Source organism: Arthrobacter sp. alpha11c, from assembly GCF_054149985.1.
Window position 1 is genome coordinate 1,365,010 of sequence record NZ_CP196747.1, and the last position, 14,129, is coordinate 1,379,138.

The 14,129-nt window shown below is 59.3% G+C and carries 11 protein-coding genes and 1 pseudogene; 7 read left to right on the plus strand and 5 right to left on the minus strand.

What is annotated here, in order from left to right; genetic code table 11:
* Window positions 1-7: 7 nt before the first annotated feature.
* From ACTAQJ_RS06250 to pdhA, 4 genes and pseudogenes are all read right to left on the minus strand, one after another.
* Window positions 8-1,615 carry a carboxyl transferase domain-containing protein gene (locus tag ACTAQJ_RS06250; RefSeq protein ID WP_442017895.1) on the minus strand — a complete coding sequence of 536 codons (1,608 nt, stop codon included), beginning with the start codon at window positions 1,613-1,615 and terminating at the stop codon, window positions 8-10.
* A 111-nt stretch (window positions 1,616-1,726) separates the two neighbouring features.
* Window positions 1,727-3,068: pseudogene (locus tag ACTAQJ_RS06255) on the minus strand (dihydrolipoamide acetyltransferase family protein).
* On the minus strand, window positions 3,065-4,084 hold the full coding sequence (locus ACTAQJ_RS06260) for an alpha-ketoacid dehydrogenase subunit beta (protein WP_442017893.1): 1,020 nt from the start codon (window positions 4,082-4,084) through the stop codon (window positions 3,065-3,067). The pseudogene ACTAQJ_RS06255 and the gene ACTAQJ_RS06260 overlap by 4 nt, the downstream one beginning before the upstream one ends.
* Entirely contained in the window at window positions 4,081-5,229 is a 1,149-nt protein-coding gene (gene pdhA / locus ACTAQJ_RS06265; RefSeq protein ID WP_442017892.1) for a pyruvate dehydrogenase (acetyl-transferring) E1 component subunit alpha, read from the minus strand. Before pdhA ends, ACTAQJ_RS06260 begins: the two co-directional genes overlap by 4 nt.
* A gap of 548 nt (window positions 5,230-5,777) precedes the next feature.
* Between pdhA and ACTAQJ_RS06270 the strand changes: the two genes are divergently transcribed.
* From ACTAQJ_RS06270 to ACTAQJ_RS06300, 7 genes are all read left to right on the plus strand, one after another.
* A complete protein-coding gene (locus tag ACTAQJ_RS06270; protein ID WP_442017891.1) occupies window positions 5,778-6,365 on the plus strand; it encodes a TetR/AcrR family transcriptional regulator in 588 nt (195 codons plus the stop codon).
* Window positions 6,366-6,913: 548 nt separating this feature from the next.
* The gene (locus ACTAQJ_RS06275) at window positions 6,914-7,489 is read left to right on the plus strand and encodes an RraA family protein (protein WP_477516785.1); all 576 of its coding nucleotides are present in this window, start codon (window positions 6,914-6,916) and stop codon (window positions 7,487-7,489) included.
* Window positions 7,490-8,024: 535 nt separating this feature from the next.
* Entirely contained in the window at window positions 8,025-8,306 is a 282-nt protein-coding gene (locus tag ACTAQJ_RS06280) for a hypothetical protein (RefSeq protein WP_442017889.1), read from the plus strand.
* A 257-nt stretch (window positions 8,307-8,563) separates the two neighbouring features.
* Entirely contained in the window at window positions 8,564-9,022 is a 459-nt protein-coding gene (locus ACTAQJ_RS06285; RefSeq protein WP_498701465.1) for an Lrp/AsnC family transcriptional regulator, read from the plus strand.
* 235 nt (window positions 9,023-9,257) lie between these two features.
* Window positions 9,258-10,277 (plus strand): acetylxylan esterase, encoded by a 1,020-nt coding sequence (locus ACTAQJ_RS06290; RefSeq protein WP_498701466.1) that lies wholly within the window; start codon window positions 9,258-9,260, stop codon window positions 10,275-10,277.
* Window positions 10,278-11,042: 765 nt separating this feature from the next.
* Complete coding sequence (locus ACTAQJ_RS06295) at window positions 11,043-11,483, plus strand: antibiotic biosynthesis monooxygenase (protein WP_498702157.1); 441 nt, start codon at window positions 11,043-11,045, stop codon at window positions 11,481-11,483.
* Between the two features lie 194 nt (window positions 11,484-11,677).
* The gene (locus ACTAQJ_RS06300) at window positions 11,678-12,283 is read left to right on the plus strand and encodes a TetR/AcrR family transcriptional regulator (RefSeq protein WP_477516789.1); all 606 of its coding nucleotides are present in this window, start codon (window positions 11,678-11,680) and stop codon (window positions 12,281-12,283) included.
* A 458-nt stretch (window positions 12,284-12,741) separates the two neighbouring features.
* Here ACTAQJ_RS06300 and ACTAQJ_RS06305 read toward each other — a convergent pair whose 3' ends face one another.
* On the minus strand, window positions 12,742-13,917 hold the full coding sequence (locus tag ACTAQJ_RS06305) for a pyridoxal phosphate-dependent aminotransferase (RefSeq protein WP_498701467.1): 1,176 nt from the start codon (window positions 13,915-13,917) through the stop codon (window positions 12,742-12,744).
* Window positions 13,918-14,129 lie beyond the last annotated feature (212 nt).

The following is a 14,129-nucleotide window of genomic DNA, read 5'->3' on the forward strand; positions in this document are numbered from 1 at the left end:
GCTGGGCTCACATCCTGAAGAGGCCGAAGGAGGTTTCCGGCAGCGGGGTGCGGGAGACGACGTCGAGCGCCAGCCCCAGCACGGTACGGGTATCTGCCGGGTCAATCACACCGTCGTCCCAGAGGCGGGCGGTGGAGTAGTACGGGCTGCCCTGGTCCTCGTACTGCTGCCGGATCGGGGCCTTGAACGCTTCCTCGTCCGCGGCGGACCATTCCTCGCCTGCGGCTTCGTACTGGTCCCGCTTGACAGTGGCCAGCACACTGGAGGCCTGGTTGCCGCCCATGACCGAAATCCGGCTGGCAGGCCACATCCAGAGGAAGCGCGGTGAGTAGGCCCGGCCGCACATGGAGTAGTTTCCTGCACCAAAGGACCCGCCAATGACCACGGTCAGCTTCGGCACCCGCGCCGTCGCGACCGCCGTGACCATCTTTGCGCCGTTCTTGGCGATCCCGCCCTGCTCCGAATCCCGCCCCACCATAAAACCGGAGATGTTCTGCAAAAAGACCAACGGGATCCCGCGCTGGTCACACAGCTCAATGAAATGCGCGCCCTTCAACGAAGACTCACTGAAAAGCACCCCGTTATTGGCCACAATCCCCACCGGATGTCCGTGCAGTCTCGCAAAGCCCGTCACCAGGGTTGTCCCGTACTCCTTCTTGAACTCGTGGAACCTGCTGCCATCTACCAGCCGGGCAATCACCTCACGCACGTCATACTGCGCGTTTACATCCGTAGGGACGGCCCCGTACAGCCCGGCGGGATCGGCCACGGGTTCGACGGCGGTTTCCACATCCCAGGCGGGGGCCTCCGGCCCGGGCAGGGTGGCCACAATGTCGCGGATGATCTGCAGGGCGTGCTCATCGTTTTCGGCCAAGTGGTCCGTGACGCCGGAAATCCTCGAGTGGACTTCGCCGCCACCGAGTTCCTCCGCGGTGACTACTTCGCCGATCGCAGCCTTCACCAGCGGCGGACCGCCCAGGAAGATGGTTCCCTGGTTCCGGACGATCACCGTCTCATCACTCATCGCCGGGACGTAGGCGCCGCCGGCGGTGCACGAGCCCATCACGGACGCGATCTGAGGGACCTTCGCTGCCGACAACCGCGCCTGGTTAAAGAAGATCCGCCCGAAATGCTCTTTATCCGGAAAGACCTCATCCTGCTTCGGCAAAAACGCCCCGCCCGAGTCCACCAGGTAGATGCAGGGCAACCGGTTCTCCAGGGCGATCTCTTGGGCGCGAAGGTGCTTCTTGATCGTCATGGGATAGTAGGTGCCGCCCTTGACCGTGGCGTCATTGGAGATCACCAGCACATGCCGGCCATGGATCAGGCCGATGCCGGCAATCACTCCCGCACCCGGACAATCACCGCCATACATACCGTTGGCTGCCAGCGCAGCGATCTCCAGGAACGGACTGCCCTCATCCAGCAACTGGTCGATCCGCTCACGCGGCAACAGCTTGCCCCGGCCTACGTGGCGTTCACGCGACTTCTCCGGTCCACCCAACGCCGTTTGGGCCAGACGTTTTTGAAGCTCTCCTGCCAGCACCCGTTGGGCGATGTTGTTGGCTTCAAAGACCTCGCTGGTAGTGTCCACCAGGCTCTTTATCGTGTGCATAGGCTTTCCATTTCAACGTGCATGGGTGTTCCTGCCCTGTGAGTAGCAGGTGCGGAGATGGTCGCGAGATCCAGCGCAATCAGTGGCGGCGGCAGTTCAGAACGGGGCGGGCTAAACCATCGTGATGAGCACTGCCGGATTGGACATGATGGCCCCGACGTCGGAAAGGAATCGTGAGCCCTGTTCGCCATCAACCAGCCGGTGGTCAAAGGAGAGGCTGAGGGTCATGACACTCCGAATTGCGACAGCGCCGGCGTGCTCCCACGGTCGGCGCCTGACGGAGCCGATAGCCAAAATAGCCGCCTCTCCGGGGTTCAGAATGGGTGTCCCGGCGTCGATGCCGAAGACGCCTATGTTTGTGATGGAGATCGTGCCGCCCGACAGCTCGGCCTGCGCCGTCTTGCCTGACCGGGCCGTCTGGGCGAGTTGATTCAAGGCGGCGGAGAGTTCCAAAAGTCCCATGCGGTCCGCGTCCTTGATGTTCGGCACAGTGAGCCCACGCGGTGTTGCGGCGGCGATGCCCAGGTTGACGTAATTGAACTGGACGATCTCCTGGCGAGCTTCGTCCCATCGGGAGTTCAACGAGGGATTGCGGCCCAACGCGACGAGCACGGCTTTCGCCACAAGCGTCAACGGTGTGAGCTTGTAGCCGGCGAACTCACGGCTGGACTTCAACGTCTCAAGCAACTCCATGCTCGTCGTGACATCAATAGTCAGGAACTCAGTTACATGCGGCGCGGTAAATGCGCTCGACACCATCGCAGAGGCAGTGTGCTTGCGTACGCCTTTGATGGGCGTTCTGGTTTCCCGTTCCTTTTCCCCAGATGCCTCGATATCGGCCGTTTGACTGTCCGCTGCTTGCCGGGCGGCGTATCCCGCCCGCGGCATCGATGTCAGCCCGGGTGATCAGGCCCTGTGGCCCGGTGCCAACCATTGATGCCAGATCCACGCCTAAATCTCGTGCGAGCTTGCGGACCGGCGGTGTGGAGCGGGGTCGATCTGCTGGGCTGTCCGAACTCCAGGAAGTCGGAGCTGGAGTTTCGGGGGTAATAGGAGCGGTCTGGGCATTCGAGTGTGGGTGAAAAGCCTTGCGGGGTTTGCGTGCTGGCCGCCCGGCACTGTCAATTTCGGCCCCGTAACCAACGAGAGTCGGGATCCGTTTTGCTGGCCCGTCGTTGGCGATATCTGAGGGCGGGCCGCCGTCAGAATCTCCCGGGAGCGTGAATGACACGATGGGGGTACCAACTTGAACAACGGTGCCCGGTTGCTCATGGAGTACGGCGATGATTCCGGCGTAGGGCGAAGGGAGTTCAACTACCGCCTTTGCTGTCTCGACCTCGGCGATCACCTGATTCAGTTCGACGGCGTCGCCGACGGCGACCTTCCAGTGGAGGATCTCCGATTCGGTCAGCCCTTCACCCAGGTCCGGGAGCCTAAATTCCCTTGTGGTCATCTCTTTCGTCCTCCCAGTCCAGTCAGAGAGTTCGGTCGGTCAAGGGCCCGGTCTACGCCGTCAAGAATCCTGTCCAGATCGGGCAGGTGGTGTGATTCCAGCTTTGACGGCGGGTAGGGGATGTCGAAGCCTGTTATCCGGACCGGCGCTGACTCAAGGTGGTTGAAGCAACGTTCGGTGATGGTCGCGGCGATCTCGGCTCCCAGGCCGCCCGACCGCGAGGCTTCGTGAGTAATAACCAGCCGGCCGGTCTTCCGCACCGAAGCCTCAACGTGTGCGAAATCGATCGGTGCAAGTGAGCGGAGGTCTATGACTTCAACTGAAATTCCGTCGTCGGCTGCAGCTAATGCTGCGTCCATAGCCGTTTTTACGAGGGGACCATACGTGACCAAGGTGACGTCGCTGCCGGCGTTGCGCACGCTGGCGCTGCCAAGTGGAAATGCTTCTCCAAGGTCAATGTTTTGTTCGACTTCGCCTTTGACGTGATACCGGCGTTTGGGCTCGAAATAGAGTACCGGGTCTTCCGATGCAATGGCCTGCCGAAGCATTGTATAGGCGTCCTGGGGGTTGGACACGCTGACCACCCGCAGGCCGGAGGTATGAGTGAAGTAGGCCTCCGGGGATTCGGAATGATGTTCCGGCGAGCCTATCCCTCCGCCGAAGGGCACCCGGATGGTGATCGGCATCCTGACTTTGCCCTGCGTCCGATAGTGCAGCTTCGCTACCTGGCACACGATCTGGTCAAATGCTGGGTAAATGAACCCGTCAAATTGAATTTCAACAACGGGTCGGTAACCCCGGTAGGCGAGGCCGACGGCGCTGCCCACGATTCCGGCTTCCGCAAGTGGGGAATCGATGACCCGATGAGGTCCGAAGTCTTTCTGCAAACCGTCGGTGACTCGAAAGACGCCGCCCAGTTTGCCGATGTCCTCTCCCATGAGTACAACCTTTGGGTCGTCCTCCATTGCCTTGCGCAGTCCGGCGTTGATGGCTCGGCCAAACGTCATGGTGCTCATCGGCTTATCCCCTCACTCCGCTCACCCGCGAACGTGTCGAGGTAACGGAGGTAGTGTTCCTTTTGCGTTTCCAATGTGGTGTTCGGCGTGCTGTAAACGTGGGCAAAAACGTCCATGGGTAATGGGTCCGGCATGTTGATGCACGCCTCTCGCATTTCCTTGGCGACGGCGTCTGTCTTGGCGGCCACTGAAGCCTCAAGCTCCGGCGTGAAAATCCCCTTGTTCTCCAAAAGTGCTCTCACACGGGCAAGAGGGTCTTTGGCCGCCCAGATCTCGAGTTCGTTTGCGTCCCGGTAGCGGCTTGGGTCATCTGCTGTGGTGTGGGGGCCCATTCGATATGTGACTGCCTCGATAAATGTCGGACCGCCGCCGTTTCGAGCACGGTGCAGAGCGAGACGTGTGGCGGCCATAACTGCCAGGACGTCGTTGCCGTCAACCCGGAGTGATGGGATACCGAACCCCTTTGCGCGGGACGCTATGGAAATCTGGGACTGAAGCCCCACCGGTTCCGAAATGGCCCACTGGTTGTTCTGGCAGAAGAAGATCACAGGCACTTGGAAACTGGCAGCGAACACCAGTGCCTCGTTGACATCACCCTCGCTTGTCGCGCCGTCGCCGAAGTAGGTGACGGCGACAGAAGTGCCGCCGTCGTTCTTGATGCCCATGGCGTAGCCGGTGGCATGCAGGGTTTGGGCGCCGATGATGACCTGGGGTGTTGCCATATTCAGCTCATAGGGATCCCACCCCGAGTGGGCGTTCCCACGCCACACCCGGACGATGTCCCCGTAATCAACTCCCCTGCAGTATGCGACGCCATTCTCCCGGTAGCTGGAGAAGACGAAATCGTCGCTGCGCAGTGCCCGCGCTGATCCAATCTGTGCAGCTTCCTGCCCGAGAAGAGGTGGCCACAAGGCGAGTTCTCCTTGCCGCTGGAGGTAGGTGGCTTCAGTGTCGATCCTGCGGATGACAACCATGTCTTCGTACAGCGAAGACAGCTGCTCGTCAGAGACGTCTTCAACCCACGGGTCAAAGTCCAGATCGCCTACCAGATCACCTTCAGGACTAACCAACTGAATAACGCCGCCGTCCCCTCTTAATCCGGAGTCCTGCTGATCTGCGGAATGGCTTGCCTCATCTGTACGCAACGTTCACACCCTTTTCTTCTGCCCAGCGCGACCTGAATCTGCGGCGGGTCCTGCTGCACGGGGCTGCCTTGCCCTGCAGCTGTGACGCTACTCACGCGGTCATGCGCGAGACAACACGGTTCTGCGGCACTGAACACCGTGTCTGAAGGGGACGCTCTGTCTCGCACGACATTGGTCATGGTGTCCGATCCCTATGCACAGAGAACGGACAGTCCTGAACACCGCGGGTTCCCTCTATGACAACCGCCAGCCCCAATTCCGGACCGGGAGGCGGGCGGACCCGTCGGTGTGGGAGGGTCGTTGAAACTGAAGTGTCAATTGCTAAACTGGTCCTAAATCATAAACGGGCATGAATTAGTCCTTCACGGTTCAGTCAGTTTCGTCCGGGGAGCTCCACAGGGTTTTGAGAGCATGGTGAGTTTCGGTGTTCCATTGCAGGCCGCCGCGCCAGAGGGTTGGCCCGCTAGACAGCAAACCCGACGGAGCTGCCCTGCCCCGGAGCTTAGCTATGGGTAGTGCCCGTTCCGCCCCGCTTGAAGGACCCATTTGTGCGTAGCGATACCCGAAGAAACAAGCAGCGGCTCTTGCGAGCCGTGGCCGAAGAGGTCAGTGAGAACCCTGGGCCCTTGTCTTTGCAAAGCATTGCAGCGAGGGCCGAAGTAGCCGTCACTAGTGCTTACCGCTACTATGCGTCTTTAGATCAACTCCTCTCCGCTTATCTTCATCAGCTCATGGAGGAACTCGCCGAATTCTCGGCGACTTCTCCATTATCGGGTCGCAGACTGTTCGAAGCCGTGCTATCCCGTTGGGTCGAACTGGTCTTTGAACATGGGAAAGTTCTCGTCCGGCTTCGCTCCCGTTCGGGCTATTTGGAGCGCCTGGACCGACAAGACCCGGTCATCCAGACCTCACTAGAGATCTGGGAGCGTCCGTTGGCCAACCTGCTAGACGATCAGGAACTGGCCGACGTGTCGATGCGGCGTGCGCTTTTCCTATGTAATGTGCTTACGGATCCTCGCGAGATCCTTGACCTCCATGAGACCGACGGAATGTCAGCCAGTCAGGTCACTACTCTCGTGGCAGCCGCCGTCAGCGGTTCCCTCCGTCCCCACCAAAGGGCCACTCACCCCCAGTAAGCCTTGCTTACGTGCCCCGAGGCCAAAATGCGTCGGGACGGACACGCGGAACCTCGGTACTCCGCGTCAAGGGACTTGCTTCAATCATCGTTGGTCCTCTCGTCCTCCAGCGACAACGGGATCAGCCAGTTAATGCAGCCTGGCAAATCCATGAGGAGCGAAAATGGCGTTCGGCAACGCCAGAAACTGAGAGTCGCGAGGGGCCTCGCGCGATTCCTTATTCAATCGGCTTCTCCGACGCAAGGGCCTCTCCGCTGAGAGGCGCACACGGCTATCAGCTCCAAGGCCTGGTGCTTCAGCCGCAAAATCCGATCCGAGGCCATGTGCCGGCTGGAACCCGTGGGCCCCATGGGATCCGGAGCCAACTTGCCTTTAGCTATTGCTTGGAGCTCGACTACGGTGCAAAATAAGAAGTAATTACCAATTGGTACAATAATTTCACTGGGATGAGTCTACGAGAGGGATCTATGTTTATCGACGCCCCTACCAGCTCCTTGACCGTGGGTCCGCGCCCGGCCACCGGCCCCTTGGAGGTTGTCCGAACTTTCATGCAATATCCAACAGCTAACGTCGGCGATGCCATGAACCGCCTCAACCTCATGGACTCCGGAATCGCAGCGCAGTGGACCAGCGGCCGTTGCGTGGGACCCGCACTGACCGTACTCACCCGTGAAGGTGACAACCTTGCTATCCACCGAGCCCTCGACGACGCTGAGCCCGGCGATATTCTGGTGATCAATGCCTTGGGTGGAACAACACGGGCAGTATTCGGCGATCTCCTCGCTGAAATCTGCCTAGCTGCAGGCATCGCAGCTGTCATCATCGACGGACTAATCAGGGACCGGGCTGACATTGAGGAGATGGCTCTGCCCGTATGGGCCCGAGGCGTGTCGCCGGCGGGTCCAACCAAGTACGGGCCAGGGGCGGTCAATGTCCCGATAGCCTGCGGAGGCGTCGTAGTCAATCCGGGCGATCTTGTCTCTGCAGACGGTGACGGAGTTGCAGTAGTCCCTTCCGACATCTCCGCGGCCGTCCTCGACAAGCTCCGGGACATCAACATTTTTGAACGCGAGCTCCGCGCAAAGATCCGAAACTCCGTCAAAAACCCTGCCGCTGCGCTGTAAGAACCTGGAGGCAACGCAAACAGAACCAAGACGGAACATCAATCAACGGCCCCCCGGGACGGCTTCGCCACCCTCTGCAACCAGTCCGGCTGGGCACATGTCCACCGAGCCCCACCACCGCGTCCGAGCTCGAGCACGGCAGATGTAAAGATCCGCCCGACTATTCAATACCGCCCTTCAGCACACCGCCAATGGGCGTTCTTGGCCTCGCATAGAAAAACACACCGAAGATGAAAAGCAGAGCTCTCGTTCAAACCAGGAATGCTGACCGACATATCGGTTCGCAACGTCAAAGCAGTTCGGGCCCGGCGCTTGCCTTCGCCGTCAAAGCCACGGGAAATACAGCCACGGATCAGTGGACGAACCGACCTTCACCTCAAAAGCATGTTCCTCCGTACAAGCCAGAAGGACTGCCTGTGACAAGGGAGTGAACTGGCCCAGGCGGACCAGGGATCAGGGCACTACGTCGCTCTGGATCCTTTGGGATTCCGCATCAATCTTCCCCATTACGCCGTCGCCATCCGTGGAAATGAAAATGACCAACTACCGACACGACCAGTGGCATCTGCTCATCGGTGCCATCGTAGAAACCTACAAAAATGGAGATCTGATCAGGTCAGGCAGAGTCGATGACGCCATGTCTGACTCCTCATTGATATGGCTGGCGGCTGACGGGCCGGACACCAGAGCTCTCTTTGATGCCGCTGACGGCGTTGAAGTCTGGGTTGAACCCCGCCAACTGGATGGGAAGATGTCCTACCGAATGACCAGGGCGGCCCTGAAATGGAAAGACGACGCAAACGCGCCAGATCGTTGAATGGTCCCTTCCACCGTCTCGCCGTTCGGCTGGCGCAGCACGATGTCTGTAATCCAAAGACTGCAGGCTGCATGGGGCGGCAATAAGACATAGTGATCGGACGCGGTCGCTCAGCGACCACTGCGGCTGGCAGCGATAAGGCCTGATTCTTCTAACCGCGTTCAGAGCTCGCACCTTCTACTTGGGCCCCTGACACTATGTTTCCGGATGGCCATTGGTCGTTACCCCACTGTCCGCCTGATCACTAATGGAGCGGTATGCACGCATTTGATGGCACTGACAAGGCCATGTTCCTCGCCCTTGATGATGACCCTCGCGTTCCTATGCTTTTTCTCGCCAGAAGACTGGGACTGGCTCGGGGCACGGTGCAGAGCCGCCTCGAGCGGAGGCTTACGGATGATTGCCTTCTCCCTAACAGCACCAGGATCACGCCTGAAGCGCTGGGGTTACCGATGATGGCCCTTGTGACGGCCGAAGTCGAACAGTCATCGCTGGATGTCGCAGTACAGGCGCTGCATGGAATCCCAGAAGTCATAGAGGTTCACGCGATGGCCGGCGACGCTGACCTTCTTCTCCGCGTAGTAGCCCAGCACGCGGAAGATCTATTTCGGGTGGGCCAGGAGATCAGCAACTGCCCAGGAATCCGTCGGACCATGACTTCACTTTTATTGAAGAAACTCGTTCCCTACCGGATCGGCCAACTACTTAAGAAGTGATCCTGTGACAGTTCCCGTTAGTCCCGCGGTTCTAGCCAGAGGTCGTACCAGAAACTCGATCGACGCGGCGAAGCTCTCGATATCGCCGCTGAAATAGGCAGACACATCAGCCACGGCCGCGTCGAGCGACCCAGCAGGCGAGCTGGGTTCCTGGCTCCGTGGCCGCGGCGGGACAGATGGGAGATCCACCTCCCTTTGGGGGCCATTAACTTCAAAAACAACAGAAAAGGCGCATATGCCCCTCTTTGACCTCCCGTTGGCCCAGCTACGCAGCTACACCTCCGATGTGACCATGCCGGAAGACCTTCGCGAATTCTGGGACGCCACGATCAGGGACGCCAGAACTTACCCTTTGGACGCCCGGTTTAAGCCGGTGGAGAACTACCTTTCCGTCATGGACAGTTTTGACGTGACGTTTGCAGGATTCGGCGGGGACGCCATCAAGGGCTGGCTGCATCTGCCCGCCACCAGGGAGCCAGGTTCCAGGCTGCCTGTCGTGATCCAGTATGTCGGCTACTCCGGCGGGCGGGGTCTGGTGAACCAGGAAACAAGGTGGGCCCAGGCGGGGTATGCGCATTTCATCATGGATACCCGCGGCCAGGGCTACGGCTTTGCTCTCGGTGACACGGCCGATCCCCATCCGTCCGCCGGCAGTGTGGGCTATGCCGGTCTCATGACCCGGGGCGTGGGCAGCCGCGCAGACTACTACTACCGGCGGGTGTATACGGATGCCTTCCGGGCAGTGGAGGCAGCGCAATCCCACCCAGAGGTGGACCCAGCACGGGTGATCCTTGCCGGCCTCAGCCAAGGAGGCGGCATAGTTGTGGCCGTCGCCGGGCTCGTGTCCGGCCGGCTCAACGGCGTCGTGGCCGCGTTGCCCGACGTCCCGTTCTTGCAGGATTTTCCTCGAGCCATTGACATCACTCCGCGTGGTCCATACCCGGAAATCGCTGCCTTCCTGGCCCGCCACCGGGACCGGTATGAGCCCGTACTTGAAGTCCTCCGCTATTTCGACGGTGTCAACCTTGGACGGTGGGCAATGGCGCCGGCGCTCTATTCGGCAGCGCAAACTGACGATATCTGCCCGCCGTCCACTGTCTTTGCCAGCTTCAATTACTACGGCTCAGCCACTCCGGATGAGTCCAGCGCCGGCCCAACGAAGGAGATTGAGGTGTACAGGTTTAACAACCATGAAGGGGGTCAGGAACACCACTGGATAAGGCAGTTGCTGTTTCTCCGTAAGCTCCTGGGATAAGTCACCGCTGTATCACCGGCTGTAAGCGCCCAAGAACTCAACCTGCCACTGAACTACGCGTGCATCATTTGTGAGCGCATCTCTTCTACTGCAAAAATCGAAACGCGCTCTGAGTAGGGGCTACAGCAGGGCATTCAGGATTGTGGTCGGCGAGAAACGTCGCGGCGCGCGATTTGCGCGCCGGTTGAAATCGTGCCGCCACTCCGCAACCGATGCAGACGAGGCCGGAACGCAACCAGATGGAACGCGAATATGGTACCGCTTCCAGAGCGGAGGCTTCCCATTCCCGCCCGTCAACTGAGCAGAAGGCTACATTCAAGGGTCATTTTGCTTCCTACGGCGAGAGTACTACCGAGAAGGCCGTGAATCTCGATCCGGTAGCCATTTTTCTAAAGATAACATAGTCTTACTTGAGATGTAATTACCGCTTGATTCTCAAGATCCTTGAGAGAGCATCCGTAGCCCAAGCCAATGCTCGGGCCAGCGTTCATGTCGGTATCTGGTCCCACGCCTACTCCATGGTCCGCATGGGAGGCAAAGCACGAGTGCACCACACAAGAGAGTCCCGGTGGATGGAGGAACATGGCTTCAACTAAAGACGTTCAATCTTCTTCGGTGACTGTGTCTGTCACGAGAAAAGTAGACCCTTTACGCGCCGATGACGTGACGGCTTGGATTCAGTCTGGGGTAAATCTGGCCAGCCGCTGGCCAGGCTTCCTTGGATCCGGATGGATCCGGTCTTCAACCCGCGGCGACGAGTGGTACATGCTTTACCGGTTTGCAGACTCCTCCTGCCTCAGCGAGTGGGAGAGTTCCAGCTCCCGCAAAGGATGGCTTGATCAAGGAGTCGGGCTAATCGAGGAACGGAGCGTGGAGAAACTTACTGGAATCGAGGGTTGGTTTGATTCCATCCCTCAGTCCGACAAAGGTCTTCCCTCTCCCCCACCCCGACCTGCCCGCTGGAAGCAAGCGGTGAGTGTCTGGCTTGCTTTCTTCCCTGTCAGCCTGATTTTTGCTCTTCTGGTTGAAGCCTTGTACCCCGCGTGGAGCGGATTGTGGACAACTGCAAGGGTTTTGGTAACTACAACCATACTTACGCCGATCATGACAGTTTGGGTGCTGCCCGTCGTGACCCGGCTTCTCCAGTCATGGCTGAGATCTGACACGGTTCCTCGTGTTGGGCAAGCCAACACGCACTCGACATGAAAGAGAAAGCTGCATGTTAGTCTGCAGCACGTTTCCAGGCGCCGAAGACCCAGGGGAATCGCTGCGCGGAAGTGACGCGGGTACAGTTTCTTTAGACCGGGCGTCCTCGAACGTTTCCCTGGAGAATTGCCGGCGGTACGGCCGAGAACCGAAGGAAAGGCGGCGGTCAGTTGCGAAGTGACACACGTCGAAATATGAAAAGTCTCATGCGCGCCGTGGGTGAAGAGATCGATCAGAATCCAGCCGGTGTGACCATGCAAAGCGCTGCGGCTCGTGCGGGCATCGGGACCGCCACCGCTTACCGCTATTTCTCGTCGCTGGACGAGCTGCTCGAGGCGTACACCATCAACACGACTGAGGAACTCCGCCAATTCGCCCACGAATGCCCCCTGACGGGGAGCGAACTGTACAACGCCGTACTGTCACGTTGGATCACCTTGGTGCTGGAACACGGCAAAGTCATGGTCCAGCTACGCTCTCGCTTTGGATACCTCGATCGACTGGATCGAGGCGACCCGGTCATCGCCGCCTCCCGAGCCATCTGGGAACAGCCCCTGAGGGGACTTCTCCAAGATCTCGGCCTGCCGGACACGCTGCTTCGGCAGGCACTGTTCCTGAACAACGCTCTCTCGGACCCCCGCGAAATCCTCGACCTCAGTGAAACGGAGAAGTTGGAGCCGGAGCAAATTGCGAACCAGCTTCTGGAAGCACTTTCCGGGTCTCTCCAAGGATGGGCGAACGCCATGGGTGAAGGACCGGGTGGAGATCTGCTCAGTAACGATGCCCAGGGCCTTCGGTAAGCCGGAGTGCGCCTTGGATTCCGATCCTTTGAATCAGGCCACAGCCAGCCGTCGCGTGCCTCGGCTAGAAGCGCCCAAACCCGCTTCTGGGAACCTCCGCTAAGCCTCTGACGCAAGCGAGACCTTTCCTACCGCGGCAAACGCGCCCGGGAACTCTTCCGGAACTATTTTCCTAAAGAACCGCAACGCTGGTAGGCCGGCGTGCTCATTCCCGCAAGTCTACGGAATACCGCAAGTGCCCGTGGACCTAAGTCACGGAAGCCCTCAGCAATGCTAATGATGCAGGCCTCCGGGAGCTTGTCCAGCGCAAGAAATAGCGGCAAGCGTTTCCCGTACGGACTTCCGCCCCAGCCAACCCCCTCCATCGACAAGTTGCGTTGAACTTCGTGGACTTCCCAGTACGGTCCGTAGGGCCGTACAGGTTTGGTGGTGGGAGGTTGAAAGCCGGGCAGTTCCTCTCACATGAAGTTCCGCGCGGCGTCCACGAACCGGTCCAAGCCGAGTTCAAGGTTTTCAGGGTCGGTGGCGAATGAGAGGCGAACGTGTCCTTCCCCGGATGGCCCGAACTCGCTGCCGGAACGGACGATTACTCCGGCCGCTGCGAATCGGGCGGTCATTTCATCGGAGGTGAGAACTGAATCGATTTTGACGAAGGCATAGAACGCACCTTGGGGCGGGAGCATGCTGAGTCCCGGGATACCGGAAAGCTTGGCGACGACTATGTCGCGGCGTGCCTGGTATGACTCAGCCATTGCGCGGAGGTGTTCAGCAGGTGTTTCCAAAGCGATGAGGGCGGCGTCCTGCACGAAGGTATTGATGGAACCGTTAATTGTTCGGTGGAGAAGATTGATCTTCTCCGACAGTCTGCGTGAAGCGACTACGTAGCCCAGCCGCCATCCTGTCATGGCGTAGGTTTTGGAGAATGTGCTGCAGCAGATGACCTGATCTGCAACGGCAGGGAGTTCCAAGGCAGATAGGAACTTCATGCCGTCAAAGACGATGTCGGCATAGGCCTCATCGGAAAGAAGCAGAAGATGAGGATGTGCCTCCAAAATTACTGCCAGTTCCCGCAGTTCCGCCATGCTGTAGACCCGGCCTGTTGGGTTACCTGGATTGCACAGAATAATCATGCGCGTATCAGCCGCTTCGCGGGCCAGCCGTTCAAGATCCAGCGTTCCGTCGGCACGGTTGGAAACCCAGATTGCCTCGGCACCGACCATGGCCAGATGGTCCGCATACAACGAGTACGTAGGTTCCGGAATCAAAACCTGATCTCCCGGGTTGATCAGGGCAAGTATCGAAGCTGCCAGGCCCGCGCTTCCTCCATGGGTGACCACAATCTGCTCCGGCGAGACATTCTGACCGGACCTAACTGTCAGCCTTTCAGCCAGGGAGCGGCGGAGTTCGGGGGCTCCACTGAGATTTGTGTAGCGTGTCCTGCCGTTACGCAAGGCCCTAACCGCTGCCTCAACGATGGGACTTGGTGTCCCTGCGTCAGGCTCTCCCATCGACAAGGCAATGGCGCCAGCAGGTGTCGATCCCAAGGACGCCGGTCGCCGGGAGGCCGAGAGCATGCGCTGGGCAGAGTCTGAGCTGTTCGAGCCGTAGTTGACAAAGGTCTTCTCGGAAGTCATGTCGTCATCCTGATTCCTGCTGAGTCGCAGATCGATAGTGTGGGTGCGGAAAGTAGGAATAGTTTACCAATTAGTACAATATTTCCACAGCAAAGTCCAGCATGAGTTCACTTCCAGGGCTGGTGCCAGGGCCGGGCTTCGAGGCTGCGCGCTTTCAGGGACTCGCACACGGACGTTGCGAGGCCCGAAGACCCTTCGGGGCCCTCGTCCAT